20 protein-coding genes and 1 pseudogene are annotated in these 24,358 nt (G+C 40.3%); 18 read left to right on the plus strand and 3 right to left on the minus strand.

All coding sequences use genetic code 11. The annotated features are described in order from the left end of the window. Positions 1-21: 21 nt before the first annotated feature. Both F3G88_RS09270 and F3G88_RS09275 read left to right on the plus strand, forming a co-directional pair. The gene (locus F3G88_RS09270) at positions 22-1,233 is read left to right on the plus strand and encodes a saccharopine dehydrogenase family protein (RefSeq protein ID WP_149716009.1); all 1,212 of its coding nucleotides are present in this window, start codon (positions 22-24) and stop codon (positions 1,231-1,233) included. 315 nt (positions 1,234-1,548) lie between these two features. After that, positions 1,549-3,375 carry a DNA recombination protein RmuC gene (locus tag F3G88_RS09275; RefSeq protein WP_223228775.1) on the plus strand — a complete coding sequence of 609 codons (1,827 nt, stop codon included), beginning with the start codon at positions 1,549-1,551 and terminating at the stop codon, positions 3,373-3,375. Positions 3,376-3,392: 17 nt separating this feature from the next. Here F3G88_RS09275 and F3G88_RS09280 read toward each other — a convergent pair whose 3' ends face one another. The 3 genes from F3G88_RS09280 to F3G88_RS09290 all read right to left on the minus strand — a co-directional run bounded on the left by F3G88_RS09280 (position 3,393) and on the right by F3G88_RS09290 (position 6,503). Next, positions 3,393-3,998 carry a DUF6803 family protein gene (locus F3G88_RS09280; RefSeq protein WP_149716010.1) on the minus strand — a complete coding sequence of 202 codons (606 nt, stop codon included), beginning with the start codon at positions 3,996-3,998 and terminating at the stop codon, positions 3,393-3,395. 125 nt (positions 3,999-4,123) lie between these two features. Then, complete coding sequence (locus F3G88_RS09285; RefSeq protein WP_149716011.1) at positions 4,124-4,837, minus strand: TorD/DmsD family molecular chaperone; 714 nt, start codon at positions 4,835-4,837, stop codon at positions 4,124-4,126. Continuing rightward, entirely contained in the window at positions 4,830-6,503 is a 1,674-nt protein-coding gene (locus F3G88_RS09290) for a 4Fe-4S binding protein (protein WP_149716012.1), read from the minus strand. The genes F3G88_RS09285 and F3G88_RS09290 overlap by 8 nt, the downstream gene beginning before the upstream one ends. Positions 6,504-6,657: 154 nt before the next feature. On the opposite strand from F3G88_RS09290, the gene selA reads away from it, so the two are divergent. The 16 genes and pseudogenes from selA to F3G88_RS09370 all read left to right on the plus strand — a co-directional run bounded on the left by selA (position 6,658) and on the right by F3G88_RS09370 (position 24,303). After that, positions 6,658-7,983 (plus strand): L-seryl-tRNA(Sec) selenium transferase, encoded by a 1,326-nt coding sequence (gene selA, locus F3G88_RS09295; RefSeq protein WP_149716013.1) that lies wholly within the window; start codon positions 6,658-6,660, stop codon positions 7,981-7,983. After that, positions 7,980-9,800, plus strand: a complete 1,821-nt coding sequence (gene selB, locus F3G88_RS09300) for a selenocysteine-specific translation elongation factor (RefSeq protein WP_149716014.1) — start codon at positions 7,980-7,982, stop codon at positions 9,798-9,800. Before selA ends, selB begins: the two co-directional genes overlap by 4 nt. A gap of 53 nt (positions 9,801-9,853) precedes the next feature. Continuing rightward, entirely contained in the window at positions 9,854-10,561 is a 708-nt protein-coding gene (locus F3G88_RS09305) for a thioredoxin domain-containing protein (protein WP_149716015.1), read from the plus strand. A 280-nt stretch (positions 10,562-10,841) separates the two neighbouring features. After that, positions 10,842-11,048, plus strand: a complete 207-nt coding sequence (locus F3G88_RS09310) for a twin-arginine translocation signal domain-containing protein (RefSeq protein WP_004317725.1) — start codon at positions 10,842-10,844, stop codon at positions 11,046-11,048. A gap of 77 nt (positions 11,049-11,125) precedes the next feature. Further along, positions 11,126-11,320: pseudogene (locus tag F3G88_RS10825) on the plus strand (hypothetical protein); the annotation flags it as partial. 60 nt (positions 11,321-11,380) lie between these two features. Further along, the gene (locus tag F3G88_RS09320) at positions 11,381-14,035 is read left to right on the plus strand and encodes a formate dehydrogenase subunit alpha (protein ID WP_223228780.1); all 2,655 of its coding nucleotides are present in this window, start codon (positions 11,381-11,383) and stop codon (positions 14,033-14,035) included. A 10-nt stretch (positions 14,036-14,045) separates the two neighbouring features. After that, positions 14,046-14,606, plus strand: a complete 561-nt coding sequence (fdh3B, locus tag F3G88_RS09325) for a formate dehydrogenase FDH3 subunit beta (protein WP_103558949.1) — start codon at positions 14,046-14,048, stop codon at positions 14,604-14,606. 318 nt (positions 14,607-14,924) lie between these two features. Further along, positions 14,925-16,868, plus strand: coding sequence for an FTR1 family iron permease (locus F3G88_RS09330; protein WP_149716016.1), 1,944 nt, complete (start codon positions 14,925-14,927; stop codon positions 16,866-16,868). A gap of 20 nt (positions 16,869-16,888) precedes the next feature. Continuing rightward, the gene (locus F3G88_RS09335; protein WP_021092777.1) at positions 16,889-17,410 is read left to right on the plus strand and encodes an iron transporter; all 522 of its coding nucleotides are present in this window, start codon (positions 16,889-16,891) and stop codon (positions 17,408-17,410) included. 51 nt (positions 17,411-17,461) lie between these two features. After that, the gene (locus F3G88_RS09340) at positions 17,462-18,841 is read left to right on the plus strand and encodes a Fe-S-containing protein (RefSeq protein ID WP_072593886.1); all 1,380 of its coding nucleotides are present in this window, start codon (positions 17,462-17,464) and stop codon (positions 18,839-18,841) included. Further along, entirely contained in the window at positions 18,838-20,130 is a 1,293-nt protein-coding gene (locus tag F3G88_RS09345; RefSeq protein WP_021088298.1) for an ABC transporter permease, read from the plus strand. The genes F3G88_RS09340 and F3G88_RS09345 overlap by 4 nt, the downstream gene beginning before the upstream one ends. Next, the gene (locus F3G88_RS09350) at positions 20,117-21,259 is read left to right on the plus strand and encodes an ABC transporter permease (protein WP_021089359.1); all 1,143 of its coding nucleotides are present in this window, start codon (positions 20,117-20,119) and stop codon (positions 21,257-21,259) included. Before F3G88_RS09345 ends, F3G88_RS09350 begins: the two co-directional genes overlap by 14 nt. Before the next feature lies 1 nt (position 21,260). Further along, the gene (locus tag F3G88_RS09355) at positions 21,261-21,950 is read left to right on the plus strand and encodes an ABC transporter ATP-binding protein (RefSeq protein WP_021089394.1); all 690 of its coding nucleotides are present in this window, start codon (positions 21,261-21,263) and stop codon (positions 21,948-21,950) included. Beyond that, a complete protein-coding gene (locus F3G88_RS09360; protein ID WP_009294896.1) occupies positions 21,940-22,434 on the plus strand; it encodes a TlpA family protein disulfide reductase in 495 nt (164 codons plus the stop codon). Before F3G88_RS09355 ends, F3G88_RS09360 begins: the two co-directional genes overlap by 11 nt. Before the next feature lie 8 nt (positions 22,435-22,442). Then, positions 22,443-23,021: a hypothetical protein gene (locus F3G88_RS09365; RefSeq protein ID WP_149716017.1), complete on the plus strand. Its 579-nt coding sequence runs from the start codon at positions 22,443-22,445 to the stop codon at positions 23,019-23,021. Between the two features lie 31 nt (positions 23,022-23,052). After that, a complete protein-coding gene (locus F3G88_RS09370) occupies positions 23,053-24,303 on the plus strand; it encodes a DUF2920 family protein (protein WP_149716018.1) in 1,251 nt (416 codons plus the stop codon). Positions 24,304-24,358 lie beyond the last annotated feature (55 nt).

Consider the following 24,358-nt stretch of genomic DNA (forward strand, 5'->3'; position numbering starts at 1 on the left):
CTAAAATTTTAAGGAGCCAAAATGTCAAATATCTTAATCATCGGAGCAGGCGGCGTTAGCCAAGTCGCAACCGTAAAATGTGCGATGAACTCGGACGTTTTTACAAATATCACCCTAGCAAGCCGCACAAAAAGCAAGTGCGACGCGATCGCTAAATTTATAAAAGATCGCCTTGGCGTGCAGATAAACACCGTGCAGATCGACGCTGACGACACAGCGGCCGTGGTGGAGCTCATCAAACAAACAAAGGCTGATTTGCTTCTAAACGTCGCACTGCCGTATCAAGACTTAACTCTCATGGACGCTTGTGTAAAGGCTGGCATACCCTACATCGACACCGCAAACTACGAGCACCCAGACACCGCAAAATTTGAGTATAAGCTTCAGTGGGCGAAGGATAGTGACTTCAAAAACGCTGGCACCATGGCGCTTCTTGGCTCCGGCTTTGACCCAGGTGTGACAAACGTATTTTGCGCCTATGCACAGCAAAATTTATTTGACGAGATCCATGAGATCGACATCCTAGACTGCAACGCTGGCGATCATGGATATCCGTTCGCAACAAATTTCAACCCAGAGATAAATTTACGAGAAGTTAGCGCAAATGGTCGCTACTGGGAGGCTGGCAAGTGGATCGAAACAAAGCCGATGCAGATAATGTTTAAGTGGGACTACCCAAAAGTAGGCGTCAAAGACAGCTACCTGCTCTATCACGAGGAGCTTGAAAGCTTAGTTAAAAACATCAAAGGGCTAAAGAGAATTCGCTTTTTCATGACCTTTGGACAAAGCTATCTAACCCACATGAAGTGCCTAGAAAACGTGGGAATGCTGCGTATAGACGAAGTCGAGCATAACGGCATGAAAATCGTGCCGATCCAGTTTTTAAAGACGCTTCTGCCTGATCCTGCGAGCCTTGGCCCACGCACAAAAGGCAAAACAAACATCGGCTGCGTGATACGTGGGCTAAAAGATGGCAAAGAGCGCCAAATCTATATCTACAACGTCTGCGACCACGAGGCTTGCTACGCTGAGACAGGCGCGCAGGCTGTTAGCTACACCACGGGCGTACCAGCAATGATCGGCTCGCTAATGGTCGCAAAAGGCATCTGGAGCGGCAAAGGCGTCTTTAATATGGAGAATTTTGACGCAAAACCTTTTATGGATGAGCTAAATAAGCAGGGATTGCCGTGGGAGATGATAGAAATGAAACCCGGCGAAAGATACGAAGTTTAAATTTAGACTTGTCTCGTGAGCGCCTTTAAATGATTTTGTAAATTTCGCTCTGCGGCAGACTATCTGTCTTGCCTTGAGGCGAAATTTACTTCAAAACATTTAAATCCATCTCACGATATTTCGCCTGATTTTTTATTTTAATAACACGTTCCGCTTAAAATCGAATTTCGTCTCGTCTAAGCGAAAAATACTTCACCTAAATTTATTAAATTTAACCACTAAATTTTATCTCTCCTTTTTGGTTGCAAGATATTTTTCACAACTCTTTTACAAATTTTCAAATATAATAAAGCCAAAATTTAAAAGGAAATTTCGGTGCTAACGATAGAAAATTTATACATTTTGGTGGCAGCTCTTGCGCTTGTTTGCGTGGTGTTGGCAGCTTTTTTGATAAATGCAAATTTGCAAAAGACAAAGCAAAGAGATGCTTTAGAAAATTTACAAGATGAGCTAAAAGATAGCGAGCGGCTAAATATCGAGCAAAGAGCAAAGCTTGAAGCAAATAACGACAAGATAAATGAGCTAGCTAAAAATTTAGATGAGTATAAAATTTCGCTCAAGCAAAAAGATGAAAAAGAGGACGAGCTAGAGCGCGAGCTAAGGCGCCTAAATGAGGAGCTTGGCAGCCAGACAAAGATGGCTGAGATGGCAAAGTCGCTATCTATAAATTTACAAAACGAGCTTGGTGCAAAAGAGGATGAGCTAAAAAGATCAAACGAGAGTGAAAATGAGCTAAAACGCGCTATCGTCGCACTAAAAAGTGAGATCGAGGCCAAAGAAAACATCCTAAGATCACAAGAAGAGAATTTAAACAAGGCAAAAAGTGAGCTCAATTTAAAAGAGATTAATTTAAAAAAATCTTATGAACTAGAAAATGAGTTAAGGTGTGAAATAATTTCTCTAAAAAGCAAGGTGGAGACAAAAGAGAAAAGCTTAATATCACAAGAAGAAAATTTAAATAAAGTGCAAAATGAACTTGACTTTAAAGATGATGAATTTAAAAAATCTCACAAACGTGTTAATGAACTAGAGTGTGAGCTTGTCGCACTAAAAAGCGAGATCGAGGCAAAAGAAAATATCTTAAGATCGCAAGAAGAGAATTTAAAAAAGGTGAAAAATGAGCTAAATTTAGAGTTTGCTAACCTTGCTAATAAGATATTTGAAGAAAAAAGTGCAAATTTCTCAAAAAACAGCAAAGAGTCGCTTGAGCTCTTGCTAACGCCACTTGGAGAGAAGATAACAAGCTTTGAAAAGAGGGTAAATGACGCCCACAGCGACTCGCAAAAGAGCGCAGGAGAGCTTAGTGCGCAGCTAAAAGAGGTGGTTGAGCTTGGTAAAAATATGTCAAAAGAGGCAAACTCGCTAAGCACGGCGCTAAAAGGCAGCAACAAGGTCCTTGGCAACTGGGGCGAGATGCAGCTTGAGCGAACACTGGAAGCTGCAGGGCTAGAAAAGGGCACGCACTACACTACGCAAGAGAGTTTTGACGTGAGTGGCAAAAAGCTCATACCTGACTTTGTTATAAATTTCCCAGACGACAAACAGATGATAATAGACAGCAAAGTCTCACTCCATGCCTACGAAAAGGCGGTTGCGGCGGCTGACCTAGCGCAGAGCAAACTAGCTCTTGGCGAGCATATCGCCTCAATAAAAAAGCACATCGACGAGCTAGCTAAAAAAGACTACTCATCGCTTGTGAAAAGCCCTGATTTTGTGCTGATGTTTGTGCCAGTTGAGCCGGCATTTTTGGAGGCTTTGAAATTTGATCCAAATTTGTTTAACTACGGATATGAGAAAAAAGTGGTGCTAGTCTCGCACACGACGCTCATGCCGCTACTTCGTGTGGTGGCAAATTTATGGCGCATGGAAAATGGCAACAAAGAGGCGAAGGAAATTTTAAAAAGCGCAAATGAAATTTATGAGAAATTTTGCACCGTCGCTGAGAAGCTAAATAGGCTTGGAAACTCGGTGAGATCGGTAAATGATAACTTTAACGAGGTCGTTAAAAGCGTGAGCGGACAAGGTGGGCTTGATAGCAGGCTGGAGAAATTTAAAAAGATCGCTATAAATACCAAAGATACGCAGATAAAAGAGCTTGAAGCAAGACCTAGAGAGATCTTGCTAGCTAGCTCTAAAGAGTAAATTTGGAGCTTTTAAATTTAGTGATGCATGTGCATATTAGTTGAGTTATCTTCACTCATATTTTGCATATCCATCATCATATTGTGGTGATCATGCATCGGCATATCTGCTGGCATGTTCATCGGCATATTCATATGCATACCCATCTCACCGTTTTCAGCCTTGTAGCCAGTTATGGTAGGATCAACCATGCCAAATATCATTGCGACGTGTGCGACGATCAAGGCAAATATGAGTAGGAAAAAGTGAAGCTTTAGCTTTGCCTTTTCGCTTGCGTTTTTGTAGATCAAATTTAGCTCTAAAAGCGCGATGCCAAGAAGTGGTATGACGCTGATGAGATATGAGTAGACAGCGATGACATCGGCATATCCACGCCATTTTATACTTGGATAAATTTTTGCCATAAAATAGATCACAAGAGCTGTAAAATAGACCCCAAGCACTATGCCAGCAAATTTGCTAATAGCTTTAAAGCCAGCATTTTTGCCGCTATCCATGTGATACATAGTGAAAAACTCCATCGCCACTAAAAGCTCCGTAAGCCCCACAGGTATCACCATGAAGAGGATTAGATTGTAAGGTTGATTGAGCGATAAAAGCTCCATGTAGTGTGTCATTACCATTGTAAATCCTTTGTAAAAAATTTAAAGAAGTTTAACGCCAAATTGCTAATAATCATAAAATATCAAGATAACAAATTTAATCGGATGTTAAATTTACTCCTAGCTAGGCTAAGAGTAAATTTGAGCTAGTCTTTAAACTCGTGTGAGATGACTGGAGAGAATTCCTCCCAGTGAAGCTTAGTTTTAAAGGTCGGCATCTTGCTTTGATAAGGCTCTTTTTTAAGCGCAGCAACCGCAACGCTATCGCCTTGTGACTTGGATGGTGCCTCTAGGCTTAAAACAGCTCTTTCAAGCTCGATAAAGTCTTTTAAAATGATCGCATATAAGTGGAAAAAATTTGCATTTTTATGAGCCAAAAGTAGCGAGCCAAACTCATCTATAAATAAATTTAAAGTCTCGCCAAAGAGCTTGTCGCTGATATTTTTTGCGCCATTAAATTCATCACTTAAAAATGTAGCCATCGCCAAAAATATAAATCCAACGTAGTCCTCGCTATCCTTGCAAAGCTCCTTATCACGCCTATATGGGCTAAGCTTTAGGCAGTGTATCACCCTAAGTCTAGCCGCGCCGTTATCTCTACCCTCTTCATAAAATGAGGCGCTTAAAGGGATATTTGTAAAGCCAAAAAGAACGTCATTTTGCTCGCTTGTAAGCTCATCAAAGCTAAATTTATCCAAATTTGCAAACGCCTCTTCGCTTTGCTCGCTCAAAGGATTTTGCGCTAGGTAGCTAAGCTGCTCTTTCCATCTCGCAAACCCCTCATCACTCGTGTGAAAAAAGAGTGGATATGCTAAAAATTCGTAAAAATATGCCCTTGCCTTTGTGATATTCTTATCCATTTAATAAATCCTCTTTCATCGCATTTAGCTGGGCTTGCACCATGATCTTTGCCTTGCAGTCAGCGCAGCAGTAAAGTGACTTTATTTTAGCTCTGTCGTTGCCAAAACGTGGCTGCATGATCGCTGCGATCTTCTCGACCGCCTTTTTAGTCGCAAACTCTTTTCCGCACTCCACGCAGGCAAATAGCTCATCATGCGCAAGCTCGCTATAAACGAAGCTCTCAGGCTTAAGCGCTAGCTTGCCAACCTCAAGCGAGATGGTGTTTTTCTCAGCGCAGCTTAGCTCGCAGTAGCCACAGGCGGTACAGACGCTTGGGTTAAATAAAATCGAATTTGTCTTCTTATCAGCCACCAAAGCGCTTACGTTACAAGCGCCAACACAGCTAAGGCAGAGAGTGCAAGTTTCAGCGTTTATCTTAACGTCGCCATATCTTATCATTTCGCCACTTTTTACCACGCCAAGATCATCGCTACCCACGATAAACTCAAGCCTTTTGGCAAAAATTTCTCTCTTTGGCAGTGCGTATTCGTTGATCGAGTGCTGAGAGCCGTCTATTAGTTTTGCTTTTTTAAGCGCGATTTCAAGCTCAGCCTTGTCTTTTGCGTGGTGTATAGCTTGCTCTTTAAATTTAAGCTCATAAATTTGATTTAATATGCTAATGGCGTCCTTTTCGCCCTTGCCAAGGCTCTTGCTATATAAAATCACACTCGCGCCACTTTCTTGAAGAAGCGTCAAAAAGTGCGTTTGGCTTAGCAGATGTGGGGCTAGGATGACAAAAGGTAGGACATTTTGGGGTAGGCTAACGCTAAGCTCTTCTAAATTCATCTCTTCAGATACGATGAGAGCGACCTTATCTTTGTAAAGCTTAGCGATAGTGGCAAACGAGCTTTGTGGCATCAAAGTAGAGTCTAGCGAGCCGCTAGGGCAGACGCTGATGCAGTTTCCGCAGTTTGTGCAGTCTATCTGCGAAAAGACAAGGTGCTTTGTCTCGTCCTCTTTTAAGATGGCAACCGTTGGACAAACCTCGGCGCAACGACCGCAAATTTCACTCCTGCGCTCGTGATACTGGCAGATTGAAGAGTCGTATTGAGTAAAGCTTTTGTATCTAAATTTTGGACTTTTTGCGTTTAAAATTTCAAGCACTTTTTCATCTTTTAGTCCTGAAATTTCGTAGCAGCCGCTTTGCTTTAGCATATAGTCCCTTGCGTTTTCAACCAAGAAAAAGTCGCAATCAACCTCAAATTCGTCATTTGCTCTAAGCACCAAAACGCTTAGCTCGCCAGCTGCGCCATATATAAATTTAACCTCAAAGTGTGTAAGCTCGATCACTTTGTAGCCATTTTCTTTTAGTAAATTTGCTAGCTCTTCGCGGCCTGTGTTGCTTACTATGACAACATTTTTGCCGACCTCTTTTTCGTAATCCACATCCTTTGCCATGTCAAAGGCGCTAGCTCTTGCCTCGTAGAGCAAAAGTGTGTTTTTGGCTTTTTCTAAGACGCTTGCAGTGGTATTTTTAAGGTAGAAATTTATCTCAGGTGCGATGATGTTTGCTTTTAGCTTTGGAGAGTTTGAAACTAGATAGTCGCCATTTTCGTTGTTGATCTCTATTTGCTCATTTAGCATCAAAGCATCGTCAAAATCGTTATAAAAGCCAAATTCTTTCATTGTTTCTCCTATTATCAAAAACGGGCTTATTCTAATATTAATGGGATTAATAGACTCTGAAATTTATATGCTCTTTTTTTGCTCTAAGTTTTAATTTATAATATTTTTATGTTAAAATCACGGCTTGGTAAAACTAACTTACTAGGAGCGCAAATTGAACGATTTAAGAAACATCCCACAAGTTGATAAGATAATAAAAAACGAAGCATTTTTGGGGCTTGATACGAGTTTAGTCACTATGCTTGCAAGGCAAATTTTAGATGAAGTTAGAGCTAAAATTTTAAATGAAAATGCAAGCTTTAGCGGCGAAGAGATAATAAATTTGATCCTAGATGAGTACTATAAATTTAATAAAGCAAGCCTTCAAAGAGTGCTAAATTTAACTGGTGTCACCATACATACAAACCTCGCTAGAAGCGTTATAGATAAAGAAATTTTAAAGCGGGCAACGCCTGTTATTACTGGATACTCAAACTTAGAGTACAACCTAAAAACGGGCAGCCGCGGCAACAGATACGACTACGTTGGCTCGCTAATAGCAAGAGCTTTTGGCTTTGAAGACGCCATCGTTGTAAATAACAACGCAAGCGCTGTATTTTTGGTGCTAAACACCTTTGCAAAGGGCAGAGAAGTTGTCGTTAGTAGAGGCGAGCTAGTCGAGATCGGCGGCAGTTTTAGAGTGCCAGAGGTGATGGCAAACGCAGGTTGTATCTTAAAAGAGGTCGGCACTACAAACAAAACTAGGCTAAAGGACTACGAAGAGGCGATCAGTAATGAGACAGCGATGCTTGTAAAGGTTCATCGCTCAAATTTTGACATCGTTGGCTTTAGCGAAGAGACCACGGCAAATGAGCTAAGCGAGCTAGCAAGCAGGCAAAATTTGATAGATTATTTTGATCTTGGCAGTGGATTTTACGGAAATTTACCATTTAACTTAGACAAAAACGAGCCAGATCTAAAAAATTTAAAAGATGTTTCGCTGGTTAGCTTTAGCGGCGATAAGCTTCTTGGTGCGGTGCAGTGTGGCATCATAGTCGGCAAAAAAGAGCTCATCGCAAAGCTTAGAAAAAACCAGCTTTTAAGGATGCTTCGCGTCGATAAAGTGATCATCTCGCTTTTGGCTGAGAGCATGAAAGCCTATCTAAACAAAGAATTTGAGCTAATCACAACGCAAAAACTGCTTCATAAAAGCGTAAAAGAGCTTGAAAACTTAGCAAATTTTATAAATAAAAGCCTAAAAACTCCGCTTGAAATAGTGCGAACTTCTACCTTTGTGGGAGGCGGTGCGATGCCAAATAAAAAGTTGCCAAGCGTGGCTTTGGCATTTGGTGGCGACGCAAATTTAAACGAGCTAAAATTTAGGCAAAAAAAGGTGATCGGACGCATAGAAAACGATAAATTTATGCTTGATCTTAGATCGCTTCTAGATGATGATGTAGAGACGCTAATAAAAATAATAAATGAAACGGAAGAAAAATGAGTTTAATAATAGGAACAGCAGGGCATATCGACCACGGAAAAACCGCGCTTATAAAGGAGCTAAATGGCTTTGAAGGGGATAATCTTGAAGAGGAGAAAAAGCGTGGCATAACGATCGATCTAAGCTTTTCAAATTTAAGCAAAAATGATGAAAACATCGCATTTATCGACGTGCCAGGGCATGAAAATCTCATAAAAACGATGATAAGCGGCGCGTATGGCTTTGACGCGTGCTTGTTTGTGGTGGCAGCAAATGACGGGCTTATGCCTCAAAGCTTGGAGCACCTTGAAATTTTAAATCTCCTTGGCGTGAAATCTATAATCGTGGCACTTACAAAGTGCGATCTCGTTGATGAGGCCACCATAAATTTAAGAAAAAAAGAGATAAGAGATGAAATTTCTAAATTTAAAAACCTGCAAATTTTAGAAATTTTTGCCGTTAGTATAAAGGATAAGACAAGCATCGATGAGCTTAGAAACTACCTCTTTACGTTAAGAGCCAAAAAGCGCGATGAGGACGGCGTTTTTAGATACTACATCGATAGGGTTTTTAGCCTAAAAGGTATCGGAAATGTCGTAACTGGCACCGTTATAGAGGGAAGCGTTAGCAAAAACGATAAGCTTTTTAACTACGACGCTGGCAAAGAGGTGCTAGTAAGAAGCGTGCAAAGCCACGATAAATTCGTTGATAGCGCCGGAGTTAGCAGCCGCGTGGCGCTTAATCTAACTGGCATAGAGCTTAGCGAGCTAAAAAAGGGTCAGCTACTTAGTAAAAAGGGCTTTTTTAGGGGATTTAGAGAGGTTGATGCGGTCGTAACTGCTAAAAATCTCATCCACTCTCAAAGCGTGACATTTTGCGTGGGCGCTAAAAACGTGCCCGCAAAGGTGCTAATACTAAGCCAAAAAGATGATAGCTACTTTGTGAGCTTTAAATTTCAAAGCGATATGTTTTTAAAATTTGACGAGGCCTTTGTGCTCATCTCAGATGCGCGCGTGATAGGTGGCGGCAGGGTGCTAAACCCAGTGCTTGAGCCACTAAAAAAGGCTGGCAAAATTCTCTTTTTAGCCTCGCTTTTAAAGCATGATTTTGTTGAAGCTTTTTCTATCTTAAAAGAAGCTCACAAAAATGGCTTTGGCATCATCTCTTCTTATCAAAGATTTGGTCTAAATCACGAAGAGGCCGTAGCCGTAGCTAAAAAAGTCTCAAACGTCTTTGTCGATGAAAAGGCTTTAAATATCTACGATCTAAGCGCGCTTGAGCGGATAAAATCAGCCATTAAATTTATGATAGAAAAGAATGAATTTGCTGTCTTTTCAGCTCAAAGTATCAGCCTAAAACTTGCTTGGGCTAGCCAAAATTTAGCCCAAAAAGCGCTTGATGAGCTTGAAAGTATAAATTTAATCTCAAAAGATAGTGGCGTCTATACCAAAAAAGGCGTTGATCTTAGCAAATTAAAAGTAAGGCTTGAAGAGAAAATTTATGAAATTTTAGAAAGTGGAAAGCTAGCCCCAACAGCTCCATATAATATATATGATGAGTTAGAGATCGATAGGGTTAGTGGCGATAATGCTCTTAAAAAACTAACCGCAATGGGCAGGGTCATAAGGCTAGAGCATAACCTTTTCATCACTAGAAATTCGCTAAAAATGGCACTTGATAAGCTAAGAGAGATCATAAAAAATCAAGGCTTCGTAAATGTCACAAATGCCAAGGATGCGCTAAATTTAAGTAGAAAATATGTAATCGCCTACCTCGAGCAGCTCGATCTTGAGAGTGACATAATGAAGCAAGGAAATGATAGGGTTTTTCGCAGTTAGTATTCATTTACAAAAAGCAAATATAATCCGCCAAATTTTTAAAAAGGATAAAAATGAAAAAAATGATCTTAGCCTCAGTCATTGCGGCAACTAGCCTAATGGCAGCAAGCGATAAGCAAATAGAGGACTTCTACTCTCAAATGGTTGATAGCAGCGTAAAAGTAAAGGTAGCTGATCGTCACAAAGTGGCAGGCGACATCGAAGCTGTCGTGGTAAAACTAAGCAAAGATGGCAACTCACAAGATGAGATCGTTTTTACAAAAGGTGACTTCATCTTCCCAGACGTGATCGATCTAAAAGAGCAAAAATCATACCTCGCTGAAGTGAAAAAAGAGGTCATCGCAAAGGGAATTTCTAAAATTTATAAAGATGAAGACAAGGCAAATATCATCGTTCTTGGTAGCGACCCTAAAAAGCCAACTATCATAATGTTTTCAGACCCAGAGTGCCCATACTGCAGAGCTGAGCTAGCAAAGATCGAGACAACACTAAAAGATAGCAACGTTGAGATCGTCCTAACTCCAGTGCATGACGTCTCATCACTTCAAAAAAGCTCGCTAATCTACAAAGATGCAAAAGCTGCTAAGAGTGACAGCGATAAGGTTAAAATTTTAAGAAAATACTACGCTGAAGACTACAACGTAGATGATAAGAGCGTTAGCAAAGATGATGTCGCAAAGATCGATAATCTCCGCAAAAAATACTTTGCAGCTGGCGTTAGATCAGTGCCATTTATCGTAAATAAAAGCGATCTAAAATAACATTTTCTAGGGAGCTCTCCCTAGAATTTCTACTACAAATAAATTTCATAAATTTAAAGTATATTTAACTATATTTTTAATAAATACTTAACATTTGTAATTAAACTTTTATATTTACTTTGCTTAACTTAGAAATATGCTAAATTTACATAGTTATGTTTTAGGGTTATAAAATGCCCTAAAATAGGCTATTTGCGATATTTTAGAAATTCTAAATATGCAAATTTTACATATTAATGAACCAAATTTCTCAAAAATTTTTGAGGCATAAGGAGAAAAAATGCAAGGATCAAGAAGAGATTTTCTTAAAAAATCTCTAAAAGTCGGTGCTGCCAGCGGAGTACTCGCAGTCTCAGCCGTAGCAAAAGTGACTAGCGATGACTTGGCTCCTGATGACAATGGCGTTGTCGTAGGCAAGTCTAACAAAAAAGAGGTGCTTTATAAAAAAAGCAAGAACTGGGAAACCTACTATAAAATCGCATACTAAGGGAGATAACCATGAGTGATGCACGTATAGGAAGACGTTCATTTTTAAAGCTAGCCGCACTAGGTGCAGGCACTACAATGGCTTTTGGAAAAAATGATACGATAAGACACGCTAGCGCAGAGGAGATAAAAGATCCTTTCCCTGGCTCAAAAAAGGTTAGAACTATTTGTTCTATATGCTCAGCAGGCTGTGGTATCGAGGCTGAGGTACAAGATGGTGTTTGGGTTCGTCAAGATATGGCGATGTTTCACCCGATATCTCAAGGCTCACACTGCTCAAAAGGTATCGATCAGATCGACCTCACACACAGCAAACAGCGCATCAAATATCCTATGAAAAAAGTTGATGGCAAATGGCAAAGAATTTCATGGGATCAAGCTGTAAATGAGATCGGCGATAAGATGCTTCAGATCCGCAAAGAAGACGGTCCTGATAGCGTTATATTCTTAGGATCTGCGAAATTTAACAACGAGCAAGCATATTACTTTAGAAAATTTGCTGCGTTTTGGGGCACAAACAGCAACGACCACGTAGCAAGAATTTGACATAGCGCAACAGTCGCCGGTGTGGCGAATACTTGGGGTTATGGCGCGATGACAAACCACTTTGGAGATATGGCTGCAAATTCAAAATGTATATTTATAATAGGTGCAAACCCAGCTGTGGCAAATCCAGTTGGCGGTATGAAGCACACTTTGCAAGCAAAAGATAGAAACAACGCAAAGGTGATCGTAGCTGATCCAAATTTTACAAAATCAGCTGCTCATGCTGATCTATACCTAAGACAAAGATCAGGCACTGATATAGCGCTTGTTTATGGACTTATCCACATCATCTTAAAAAATGGCTGGGAAGATAAAGAATTTATAAAAAATAGAACTTACGGCATCGACGAGATAGCAAAAGAGGCTGAGCACTGGACACCAGAGGTCACATCTGACGTTACAGGCGTGCCAGTTGATAAGCTGATAGAGGCTGCAAATATCCTAGCTCACACAAAACCAGGCACAGTGATCTGGGCACTTGGTATCACCCAACACTCAGTTGGTAGCTCAAATACGAGAATTTTACCTATTTTGCAACTAATCCTAGGCAACATGGGCAAACCAGGCGGTGGCTGTAACATCATCCGTGGTCACGACAACGTTCAAGGCTCAACCGATATGTGTAACCTCTCAGATAGCTTGCCGATGTATTACGGACTAACTGACGCGGCTTGGAAGTACTACTGCCAAGGCTGGGGCGTTGATTATGACGAGTTTGTAAAACGCTTTGCAGTTTCGACTAAAGAGCCAAAACAAGGCGGCACACCAGTTAAAAACACTGTTTTTGAAGAGTATTACTACCACGATCCTAAAAACCCAGAGGATAGAAACTGGAGAAATGAAAAAGGCTGGTCGCTTTCAAAATGGTGGCAAGGCGTCTTAAAAGAGGAAAATACCTTTAGCAGTGGTGCGTTAAGAGTTCTTTGGGTTCAAGGAACTGGCCTAACATCTATGGCACACCTAGCTAAAATTCAAGAAGCAGCTTCAAAACTAGATATGATCGTAGTTGCTGAGCCATTTGTAAATGAAATTTCTATCCTTTCAGATAGAAAAGATGGCGTTTATATCTTGCCAGTGGCAACTGCCTTTGAAAACGAAGGTCACCTAAACGCTACAAACCGCTCAGGTCAGTGGAGAACAAAAGTCGTTGATCCACTTTATGAGAGCAAGGGCGATCACGAAGTAATGTTTGCATTTGCTAAGAAATTTGGCTTTTACGATGAATATGTAAAAGGCATGAAGATGGCTGTTGTAGATAGAGAGCTAAAACAAGTTAAAGATGACTTTGTATGGCCAGATGATGCGACAAATGAGATAGCAAGGGTTGGAAATTCTATAGGTCTTGGCGGCAGAACTGCTGAGATGTTTAGACGTCACCAAGCAAACTGGGATAAATTTGACCCGGATACACTAATAGGTCTAGGTGGGGAAGTAAAAGGCGAGTATTACGGCAAGCCATGGCCAGCATGGGATGAAAAACACCCTGGCACACCGATACTTTATGATATGAGCAAGCCTTATGCAGAGGGTGGCTCTGGCTTTAGAAACCGCTTTGGCTTAGAGCATAACGGCGTTAGTCAGCTAGCTAGCGAAGAGGCAACTTTAGTTGGCTCAGCCATAAAAGGTGGCTACCCACAAATAACAAGAGATAATATAGAAAAAGTCCTAGGCATCACTCTAACAGAAGAAGAAAAAGCTAAGATAGGACCTAGCTGGAGCATGGACTACAGCGGTATCATCTTAGAAAAATGCCGTGAAAAAGGGGTCGTGCCGTATGGTAACGCAAGGGCTAGAGCTATCGTTTGGGAATTTCTTGATCCTATCCCAAAACATAGAGAGCCTATCCACTCACCACGCTGGGATCTTGTCCAAAAGTATCCGACATTTGATGATCAAGCTAGAAATTTCCGTGTTTCTACTAAATTTAAGTCAGAGCAACAAGCAAAAGACTGGTCAAAAGAATTCCCTATCGTATTTAGCACGCAACGCGTCGTAAATTTAAGTGGTGCGGGAATGATAGAAAGAACAAGTAAATACCTCTCAGCTATCACGCCTGAGATGTTTGCTAACGTTCACCCTGAGCTTGCTTTAAAATACGGCATAAAAGATCGCGATATGATGTGGATACACAGCCCACAAGGCACGAAGATCAAAGTAAGGTGCTATCACAGCTATATGGTAACTCCAGATAGAATTTGTATGCCTTACAACTTTGCTGGCGTTATGCAAGGTGTCGATCTCTCAGCTCGCTACCCAGAGGGCACTAAGCCTTATGTTATTGGCGAGAGCTTTAACACAGTTACAAACTACGGATTTGACCCTGTTACTCAAATTTCAGAATTTAACGCAGGTCTTTGCCGCATAGAAAGAGCTGAGGAGAATACCTTTAAAACATCGTTTTATCACGAGTATGGCGAGAGAGACGCCTTAGGTAAAGAGTAAGGAGAGAAAAATGGCAAGAATGAAATTTTTTGTAGATACTAATAGATGTATCAGCTGCTTTGGATGTCAAGTCGCTTGCTCTTCTGCTCACGAGCTTCCAGTGGGAATTTATAGAAGAAAGGTTATCACGCTTCACGATGGCATAGAGGGTAAAGAGGTCTCAACTACTATCGCGTGCCAGCACTGCACTGACGCGCCTTGTGAGCAAGTTTGTCCGGTTGATTGCTTCTACATTAGAGCTGATGGTATCGTGCTTCACGATAAACACAAGTGCATAGGCTGTGGATACTGCTTGTATGCTTGTCCATTTGGTGCGCCGCAGTTCCCTAAAGACGGGGCATTTGGCGTAAAAGGCGTAATGGATAAATGCACTATGTGTGCAGGCGGCCCAGAGCCAACTAACTCACACGAGGAGAGAGAGCTTTACGGTCAAAATAGAATGGCTGAGGGCAAAGTGCCTATGTGTGCGGCTATCTGCGCTACAAATGCGCTTTTAGTTGGCGACGCTGCTGAGGTTTCAAACGTATATCGTAAGCGTGTTATGCTAAGAAATACCGGACTAAACATCTAAGATCCAAAAGGAGGGCGCTTGCTCTCCTTTTAAATTTATAAATTTTAAATTATTTTTATGATTTTTATAATCTAAAATTTCATCAATAATTTTCTTTACCTATTAAAATTATCAAAAATATATAACTTTTTTATCTCGATATGAAATTTTAATCTAACCCTCTAAAGCCCTAAATTTACGTAAAGTTGATTATTAGATTGTAAAAAATATTATTTATACTTTCAATTTACATTCTTTTATGATAATCGTTTTTATTTTAATCAAAGTAAAGCATTGGTAATATTTCACTTTAAAATAATCTCACAGGTGGTTTAACTAATGAATAAATTTTTTAAATTTATGCTTATCATGCTACTTCCTATCTGGCTTGTGGCAAAAAATGACGACTACACACAAGTCGCAGCTCAGATAAAAGAGTCATTACAAAAAGTAATAACAGAGTATAGAGCTGGCAACGTCGAGCAAGCAGTTAGCGATACTCAAAATGCTTATTTTGGTCTGTTTGAAGATGTCGAAGCTGGCATCAGAATAAATTTAGGTCAGAAAAAAGCTTACTCTATGGAGAAGCAGTTTGGCGAGATCAGAAAGGCGATAAAAGCTGGCGAAGCACCAGATGATGTGCAAAAAAGAATAGATCAGATAAATAGCGAAATCGCTGAAGTTTTGCCAGTTATTTTAAATGGACATAAGCTTGTTGGTGAGTACTCAGACACCCCAGCACAAGCTGCTGCAAGTGGCTATGACACTTCTAAATTTATCCCTGAGTGGAAGGTGGCATTTGAAAATTTATCAGCTACTCTTGATAAAGCTATAGCAAGCTACGAGGGCGATAAACAAGATGATGCTAAAAATTCTATCCAAGATGCTAAATTTAATGATTATAGAAACACTCAACTTGAAATCGCCGTTCGCCAATATATAGAAAATGGCAAAAGCATAGATGCTGACATCCAAAGAAAGATGGGTGAAGCGATCAGTGGCATCACAAATGGCATAAGCAAAGATGACTTTAAAGTAAAGCTAGAAGAGATCAAAAAGCTAGCTTATGATGCCGTTGCAAAACTCCCAGCTGAAACAGTAAAACTAGCAAAAGTTGATATGAGTAGTGCAGCATCTAGCGATAGCAGCGAAGATAGCGGCACAGACTACACTCAAACTGTTAAAAACATAAATGACAAAATTCAAGCAGCTATCGCGCTTTACAAAGGCGGCAATAGCGCTAAAGCTATGGGCGATATCCAAGACATCTACTTTGATGAGTTTGAAGGTAGCGGCATGGAGAACAAAGTAGGTGCGATAGATGTAAATTTAAAAACAGCTATCGAAGCTACATTTGGTAACCTTGTAGCCCTTATGAAATCAGGTGCAGACGAAAAAACACTTGAAGAGAGTGCAAGCAAGATGTCATCTCAGTTAGCAGCTGCACTTGAGAAAACTAGCGGTTCAAACTCACCTTGGACGCTATTTATCTGGGCACTAACTATCATCTTAAGAGAGGGTTTTGAAGCTCTTATCATCGTTGCAGCCGTCGTTGCATATCTTGTAAAAACTGGCAATGCAAAATCTATGGGCAAGGTCGTATATAGCTCAGTTGGCGTGGCTGTCATCTTAAGCTTTGTCATGGCTTGGATAATGAATGTCATCTTTGGCGAGGCAGCAGGTCAAAAAAGAGAGCTTATGGAAGGCATCACGATGCTTGTTGCTGTGGGACTTCTATTTTATGTTGGCTTCTGGCTTCTTTCAAATGCTGGCGCTAAAAAATGGAACGACTATATCAAATCTCACTTATCTGAGTCTATCTCAAGTGGCTCAAGCACGATGCTTTGGTGGACTGTATTTTTAGCGGTATTTAGAGAGGGCGCTGAGACAGTGCTATTTTATCAAGCGCTTATCTTTGACGCAAAAGACTCAGCTGGCTACTCAATGATCGCAGCTGGCTTTGTTGTAGGTCTTATCGTTCTTTTGATAGTCTATTTCTTATTTAAAATTTTCGCTATTAAAATTCCTATTAAGCCATTTTTTATATTTACATCAGCTATCATCTTTTATATGTCGATCGTCTTTGTTGGCAAGGGCGTTGGCGAGCTAGTTGAGGGCAAAATTTTCATCCCAACTATCATAAAAGGACTAAATTTCCCTGACTGGATGAGAGACTGGCTAGGACTTATGCCATATTACGAGAGTTTAATACCTCAAATCATTATGGTGCTTGCCCTAATTATAGGCATCGTTATCATGAAATCAAAACAAAATAAAAACTAATCTTATTAAAAGGAGAGGAAATGAATAAAATTCTTAGTTCAGCTCTAGCACTTAGCCTAGCAGCTGGTTTTGCACTTGCTGGAGAGCACCCAATCGGCGAGCCTGTAGAGGCTAATGGCATGGAAATAGCTGCAGTTTATTTGCAACCAATCGACATGGAGCCAAAAGGCGTTGATCTAGCTCCAAGCTTGGCTGATCTTCACTTAGAAGCTGACATCCATGCTATAAAAGGCAACAAAAACGGCTTTGGCGAAGGCGAGTGGATCCCATATCTAAAGATCAACTATGAGCTAAAAAACCTTGATAATGGTAAAACTAAAAAAGGTACATTTATGCCAATGGTTGCAAGCGATGGCCCACACTACGGTGCTAACGTAAAAATGGATACAGGTGTTGGTAACTATGAGCTTAAATTCCACATCGACAATCCAGAAAAACAAGGCTTTGGTCGCCACGCTGACAAAGAGAGCGGTGTTGGTAAATGGTTTGAGCCTTTCACAACAACTTATAAATTTCAATGGACAGGTGGTCCTGTTAAATAATCACTTTGGGGCGCTCTCGCCCCTTTTTAAAAATTCTCATAGGGTTTAGTTATGTCAATTTACTTCTATCAGGTCTTTTTAGCCCTCCTTGGATTTACGCTTTTTGCTGCCTTAAATAACAATGGCAAAAGTTTAAAAACGATCTTTTTACCGTCATTTCTTGGTGTTGTTGCTGGTGTGCTTATCTTTAAAGCTGCTCGTCATGCGCTTGTTGATGACCAGTTTAAAATTTTCATAGATTCTGTGACACTGGTTTTTCTACTCATTAGCATTTTATGGATATTTTTCGAGCTTAAGATAGCAAAAATCGTAACATTTTTTATTTTAGGCATCGGCTTTGGCTTTGGCTATAGCTCAAGTAGCGCATTGTTCCCACTTTTTGGCGGCGAGCTGCTTGACACGCTTTCAGTCATTAGCTTCTTTTTGATGATCTTTGCGATGATCTTGATACTATTTTTATTTTTCTTCATTTCAAATTTAAAAGCAAGCATCCCATCATCAGTAGCTAAAATTTTAGCTCTTATCACATTAGTATTTTTGCTAGTTGATAGAAGCTCACAAACTGCACTTGAGCTTTTACGTGCAGGTGCTTTAAAGATAAGTAGCGAGCTAAATTCTCAAATTTTATCTATCAGCGCAAAAGGCATCTACGTCACAGAATTTAGTGCCTATTTTTACATAGCAGTGATCCTTCTTTTATGCATCATCGCGCTTTGCTTTGTGCCAAAGAGTATCGATAAGAGCACGTTTGGCTCTATCAAATACCGCTTTACAAAAGCCATTAGAGAAAATGTCTTTGACAATGCAAAATTTGCATTTTGCAGCGTTTTAATAGCGCTTGGATTTTCACTTTATTTTGATCTTTACGCATCTCGCCCACCTCAAATTTCAGAGCCAGTCTTGGTTGAGCCAGTGGGAGATAAATTTATATTTGATGTTGATATGCTAAAAGATAATGAACTTCACAGATTTGCCTACATCACAGATGAGGGCAAGCAGATAAGATTTTTCTTGCTAAACCGTTTTAGCGACCGCCCATCTCCAGTCATCGTCTTTGACTCGTGTATGATCTGCGGCGACATGGGCTATATCAAGAAAGGAAACGACCTTATCTGCATCTCTTGTAATGTTAGAATTTTCTTGCCGTCAGTTGGCAAAGAGGGTGGTTGTAACCCGATCCCTATGGCATTTACCTTTGATGGTAAAAATATCATAGTTGATTACAAAACGATCGTCGCAGGGGCAAACTACTTCAGCAAGGTTGTCGAAAAGATGGTACTTGACCCAGTTAGTCGCAAAAAGGTGAGCAATCTTGATTCAAGATCATATTTATACTACGGACGCACATATTTCTTTGAGAGCAACGAAACTCAGGCGAAATTTGAAGCAAATCCAGAAAAATATGTAGAAACAAATGGAACGTTAAAATGAAAAATATGCAACTAAGAATGATAAAAAGCTCGATCACTGGCTCAAAGGTGCAAAAGACGATGGCGTTTATCACCATCTTACTAGCTGCTCTTTTGATAGCTTGCATGCTAAATATCACGCTAAAAATCGGCGATCAAGTGGCAAGCGAGCTTAGAGGATATGGCTCAAATATTGTCGTTTTACCACGCGGTGAGAGCCTAAGCATCGAGATCGAGGGTAAAAATTTCACCCCACTAAAATCACAAAATTTACTCCCAGAAGCTGATATCTACAAGATAAAAGAGATCTTTTGGAGAAATAACATCGTCGCTTTTGCTCCGTTTTTAGAGACAAAGGTAAAAGACGCTAAGGGCGATGAGTTTAGCTTTGAGGGGACATATTTTGATAAAAATATCGGACTAAAAGATGAGCCAGAATTTAGCACAGGCGTTAAGAGCTTGTATGGATTTTGGGGTGTTGAGGGCGCTTGGCCAAAAGATGAGAGCATGGATGAAATTTTAGTAGGAGATGAGCTAGCAAAGGCTAAAAATTTAAAAGTTGGCGACAAGCTTAGCCTTGTGGGCAAAAATGGCACAAAAGAGGTTAGCGTAGTTGGCATCTTAAAAGGGGCAAGCGATGAGGCACATAAGCTAATAGGCTCGCTCAAACTTGCTGGCGATCTCTCAGGGCATCCTGGCTCATACACAAAAGCTGAGGTCTCAGCCATGACGATCCCAGAAAACGACCTATCGCTAAAAGCAAGAAGAAATTTAGACAACCTTGATAGCGCAGAGTACGACAAATGGTACTGTTCGGCCTATGCAGGATCTATCGCATTTCAGATAGAAGAGAATTTACCAAACGTTAGCGCAAAAGCTAGCCTTCAAGTAAGTGATGCTGAGAGTAATATCGTAAAGAAAATTCAAAGCCTAATGGGTATCGTTAGTATCATCGCTCTTGTGGTCTCAGCTATCGGCATAACGTCGCTAATGACAAGTGAAATTTACCGCCGCAAAAAAGAGATCGGTCTTTTAAAAGCCATAGGCGCAAGTAACTTTGAAATTTACGCCCTTTTTGCTAGCGAGAGCCTTGTAGTTGCCTTTTTTGCGGGCATCACAGGAGCATTTTTAGGATACGCGCTAAGCTACGTGATGTCTTACATTATCTTTTCTCACGGCATAGGCATAGCATGGATCGTGCTGCCAATTAGCGTGGCATTTGCCTTGCTCATCTCAGTCGTTGGCTCGCTAATGCCAATGAGAAACGTCATAAATTTACTACCTGCGGAGGTGCTATATGACCGCAAATAGCAAATTCTTTTACAATCTAATCTACAAAAGCCTAAAAAATGGCTCATCAAGGGTTATGGTCATCGTGATCTCGATCTTGCTTGGAGCGTGCGTGTGTGCGGCATTTGTCAATGTCTATCTGGACATCGACTCAAAGGTCTCACGCGAGCTAAAAACTTATGGTGCAAATATGATCTTTGCTCCAAAAGATATGGCGACAAGTGATGATATGAGCGAAAAAACTTATAATGAAATGATCGCTAAAGTGCCAAAAGATAAGCTTCTTGGCGAGAGTGGATATCTCTTTGCTCAGGCAAATATCGGCCCAACTAATGCCATCGTCATGGGGACAAAATTTAGCAATCTAAAAAAGGTTAAGCCATTTTTAGATGTTAGAGATGGAGGGATGATAAATGTCGATTTTGATGATAAAAACGTGCTAATAGGCGTCGATCTTGCTCGTCAAGCTGGCTTTAAAGCAGGCGATGATATAGAAATTCGTGCCATTGGCTCAAATGAGAGCATAAATGTAAAGATAAAAGGCGTAGTGGCAAGTGGCGATAAAGAGGATGCTCTTTTGATCACGTCGCTATCTTTAGCTCAAAAAATTTCAAACAAAGTTGGCAAGATAAACTATGCAGAGGCTGTTGTGCTTGGAAATTTTGACGAGATAACATCGCTTGCAAAAACTATAAGCAACGATGAAATAGTCGCAAAACCAGTGGCAAAGGTCTCAAAGTCTGAAGGCTATATCTTAGAAAAGATCAAGCTTCTAATGGCGCTTGTTAGTCTTGTCATCTTGCTCATTACTTCAATGTGCGTAAATACAACGCTTAGTGCTATCTTGCTTTCTCGCTCAAAAGAGATCGCACTTCTTAGAGCCATAGGCGCAAGCAAAAAAGACGTGCTAAGGCTATTTGGCTTTGAAACATTTGTGACAGCGCTCATCTCAGCGTTAGTTGGAGCGTTTTTAGGTTATCTACTAGCTCAAATTTTAGGTTATGCGATATTTGATTCTAGTATTGATTTTAGAATTCTAAGCATCCCAGTAGCTGTGGTCATATCGCTTCTCTTTGCAGCGATCGCAGCGTTTTACCCGATTAAGCGGGCACTTAATAACAAAATGGCAGATACACTAAGAGGAGAATGATATGCAAAATGCACTAGAACTTAAAAATATTTGTAAAATTTTTGGCGATGTAAAAGCACTTGATGATATAAGTTTTGAGGTTAAAAAGGGCGAGTGGGTCAGCGTCATGGGACCAAGCGGTAGCGGTAAGAGTACGCTTGTAAATATCCTTTCTCTAATGGATACACCAAGCAGCGGCGTCTATATGCTTGGCGGCGATGATGCTAGCAACCTAAATGCCGATGATACGCTTAAATTTAGACGTGAAAAGATCGGACTTGTCTTTCAGCAGTTTCACCTAGTGCCATATCTTAGTGCGCTTGAAAACGTGATGATAGCGCAGTATTATCATAGCTCAGTCGATGAAGAGGATGCTAAAAAAGCTCTTGAGGCAGTTGGCCTCTCTCACAGGCTCACACACAGACCAAGTCAGCTAAGTGGTGGTGAGCAACAACGCCTTTGTATAGCGCGCTCGCTCATAAACGACCCTGAAATTTTAATAGCAGATGAGCCAACTGGTAACCTTGATGAGGCAAATGAGAGGATCATACTTGATCTATTTTGCAAGCTAAGAAAAGACGGCAAAACGATACTTCTAGTCACTCACAACCCAGATCTAGGCGAGTATGGCGATAAGATCGTCTATCTAAGACACGGCAAGCTAGAGAAGATCCGCACTATCGAAAATCCAAAGGTGCCAAATGCGATATAAAATTTTACTTTTATGTTTAGTCTCAGCCCTAGTTTTGGGCTGCGTCAAACAGTATGAGAAGCACCACATCACGCTAAATGACTCAAGTGGCATCGATACGCAGTTTTTCCCTACCGAAAAGCGCCTAAAGATCGGCGATAAGCCATATATGCTCTTTTTCTTTGGCACGGACTGTGGAGTGTGCAAGGCTGCGATCCCTGATCTAAACGCGCTTGAAAAAGAGTATGGCAAAGAGGTTCAGTTTATCGGCATTTTAGGGCCTAGCAAGGGCTTTGATAAGGATATCGAAATCTTAAAAGAGCACAACATCACCTTTAAAACTACAAGCGACAAGGTATCGGTGGATTACTTCAGCAAAGCAGTTGGTGGCGTTATGGGCGTGCCAGTTATCTATTTTTTTGATAAAGATGGTAAGATGCGATCAAAATTTATCGGTCTTACACCAAAAAGTGTGCTTGAAGGTGCTATAAGATCGCTCTTATAGGAGTGAAGATGAGAAATTTCTTTTTATTTGTTCTAGCGGTGTTTTTTGTCGGATGTGCTAGCAGCACGCCAAATATCTCGGTAAAAACGAGCGATCCGATCTTTTTTACGCTTAGTGAAGCAAACAGAAGCGTCTATGTAAATTTTAAAAATAGCGCGACCGGACAAGACGTAAATGCTGAAATTTTAAGCGAATTTGCAAAGGCTGGCTTTAGAAATGAGCCAAATATCAAAAATGCCGACTTCATCATTCTTGGCGACGTGCAAAGTTTTTCTAGGACAACCAAAAGAGATCCTAGATTTTCAATGGGCATGGGATATGGCTTTGGCAGACCAAGTTTTGGCTTTGGCTACTCGATGTTTTTCCCATTTGACTATGATGACGATGATGACTTTAGCACAAACAGCTATGCTTACTACATGCAAGTAAGTGTGCTAGTGCGCCCAAAAGATGGCGGTGAGAAAGCGACAAATATATCGCTCATGCAAGCTGGTAATGTCTATTCGCCAAGCTATATCTGGCCATTTTTCAAAGAGCGCCTAGCAAAACAGATCGTTGGCTTTTTTTATAACGTCTCACAAAGGTAGAGAAATTTAGCGAAATTTAAAAGGAGTTAAGATGCTAGTTGATGGAAGCTACGAAATTTTATCTTGTGATGATGTGGAGCTTGGCATAAAAAGAAGCTCTGCTTTGTCTTTTTATGCCTGTTATGACGATGCCAAGGAGGCAAAAGCACTTCTAGTCATCATCCCTGGGCTTGGAGAGGACTCTGACTCTGGCTATAGAACTCATCTTATGAAGACCATGGCAGAAGCGTATGATGTGGCTTGTATTAGTGTGGATTATCACTGTATAGGCAACCGCCCACAGCTAGGGGCTCAATGTTTGTTAGATGATTTGGACCGTGCGATATTAATAGATGAGTTAGCCAAAATTGGTATAACATTACCAATAGATATAAAGGCGGTCGATAGTTATAAAAAAACATGTTTTTTATTTGAAAGTCTTAGTGAGGAGATCACTCTTAGAAAAAAGGCAAATATTTTACCTGTAAGTTATAAACTAAATTTGAGTTGCACAATGTATCCAACAAAAGATGAATACCAAAATTTTGGTATTATGCAAGCTACTGATATATTAAATGCTATTCTTTATACTAAGCATAATTTATGCGCTGGAAAATTTAGTCAAATTCCTGTTATTTTGGTAGGAAGCTCACATGGTGGCTACCTTGCAAATTTGTCAGCTAAAATTGCTCCGTGGCTAGTAGATGCTGTGATAGATAATAGCTCTTATGCCATATTTTTATGGCGTCTTATTGGCTTTGGAAAAGAGATTGATTTTACTAAATTTTTTTGTTGCGCGACTGATGGTTTTTATCAAGATATTTGCCTCTATCTTTTTGATAAAACCTATTGGACACTAGATAAAACTTCACCATATTATTTTAATGAATCTAGAGAAGAGATAAGAAATATCTTAAATCCAAAACATTTAAAGGTACAGAGTAAATTTAGAAAGACGTTTTATATTGGATATCATTGTGTGAATGATGATCTAGCTCCAGCAAAGGATAAAACCGAGCTTTATGAGGCTCTTAAAAAACTTAAATTTGACGCGACGCTTCATATGATAAAAGATGAGAGCGAGGTTGATGGCAAATTTATAAAGTCTCTAACTCACGGCATGGGGATGTCTTATAAACTGCTTTTGCAAAGAGAGCTTCCTGGCGTTATGAAGAAAATCTTGTCTAAAAAAGATAAAAAAGATGAGATCAATGAAAAATGTATAGAGTATAAGTGTGGTGATTTGCTTTATAAATTTAGTGAAGTATCAGATCAGATAAGGCTTGAGGTTACTAATATTTAAATTTAGAGCCGTTTTTATCTAAAGCTAGAGGCTAAATTTAAGCTCCTAGCTTTAA

The organism is Campylobacter concisus (assembly GCF_902460675.1).
Taxonomy (GTDB): domain Bacteria; phylum Campylobacterota; class Campylobacteria; order Campylobacterales; family Campylobacteraceae; genus Campylobacter_A; species Campylobacter_A concisus_AJ.

What these genes read in the sequence shown, in the direction of transcription:
- F3G88_RS09270 (WP_149716009.1), top strand. Translation starts at nt 22, where the DNA reads ATGTCAAATATCTTAATCATCGGAGCAGGCGGCGTTAGCCAAGTCGCA.
- F3G88_RS09280 (WP_149716010.1), bottom strand. Translation starts at nt 3,998, where the DNA reads ATGGTAATGACACACTACATGGAGCTTTTATCGCTCAATCAACCTTAC.
- F3G88_RS09285 (WP_149716011.1), bottom strand. Translation starts at nt 4,837, where the DNA reads ATGGATAAGAATATCACAAAGGCAAGGGCATATTTTTACGAATTTTTA.
- F3G88_RS09290 (WP_149716012.1), bottom strand. Translation starts at nt 6,503, where the DNA reads ATGAAAGAATTTGGCTTTTATAACGATTTTGACGATGCTTTGATGCTA.
- selB (WP_149716014.1), top strand. Translation starts at nt 7,980, where the DNA reads ATGAGTTTAATAATAGGAACAGCAGGGCATATCGACCACGGAAAAACC.
- F3G88_RS09305 (WP_149716015.1), top strand. Translation starts at nt 9,854, where the DNA reads ATGAAAAAAATGATCTTAGCCTCAGTCATTGCGGCAACTAGCCTAATG.
- F3G88_RS09310 (WP_004317725.1), top strand. Translation starts at nt 10,842, where the DNA reads ATGCAAGGATCAAGAAGAGATTTTCTTAAAAAATCTCTAAAAGTCGGT.
- fdh3B (WP_103558949.1), top strand. Translation starts at nt 14,046, where the DNA reads ATGGCAAGAATGAAATTTTTTGTAGATACTAATAGATGTATCAGCTGC.
- F3G88_RS09330 (WP_149716016.1), top strand. Translation starts at nt 14,925, where the DNA reads ATGAATAAATTTTTTAAATTTATGCTTATCATGCTACTTCCTATCTGG.
- F3G88_RS09335 (WP_021092777.1), top strand. Translation starts at nt 16,889, where the DNA reads ATGAATAAAATTCTTAGTTCAGCTCTAGCACTTAGCCTAGCAGCTGGT.
- F3G88_RS09340 (WP_072593886.1), top strand. Translation starts at nt 17,462, where the DNA reads ATGTCAATTTACTTCTATCAGGTCTTTTTAGCCCTCCTTGGATTTACG.
- F3G88_RS09345 (WP_021088298.1), top strand. Translation starts at nt 18,838, where the DNA reads ATGAAAAATATGCAACTAAGAATGATAAAAAGCTCGATCACTGGCTCA.
- F3G88_RS09350 (WP_021089359.1), top strand. Translation starts at nt 20,117, where the DNA reads ATGACCGCAAATAGCAAATTCTTTTACAATCTAATCTACAAAAGCCTA.
- F3G88_RS09355 (WP_021089394.1), top strand. Translation starts at nt 21,261, where the DNA reads ATGCAAAATGCACTAGAACTTAAAAATATTTGTAAAATTTTTGGCGAT.
- F3G88_RS09360 (WP_009294896.1), top strand. Translation starts at nt 21,940, where the DNA reads ATGCGATATAAAATTTTACTTTTATGTTTAGTCTCAGCCCTAGTTTTG.
- F3G88_RS09365 (WP_149716017.1), top strand. Translation starts at nt 22,443, where the DNA reads ATGAGAAATTTCTTTTTATTTGTTCTAGCGGTGTTTTTTGTCGGATGT.
- F3G88_RS09370 (WP_149716018.1), top strand. Translation starts at nt 23,053, where the DNA reads ATGCTAGTTGATGGAAGCTACGAAATTTTATCTTGTGATGATGTGGAG.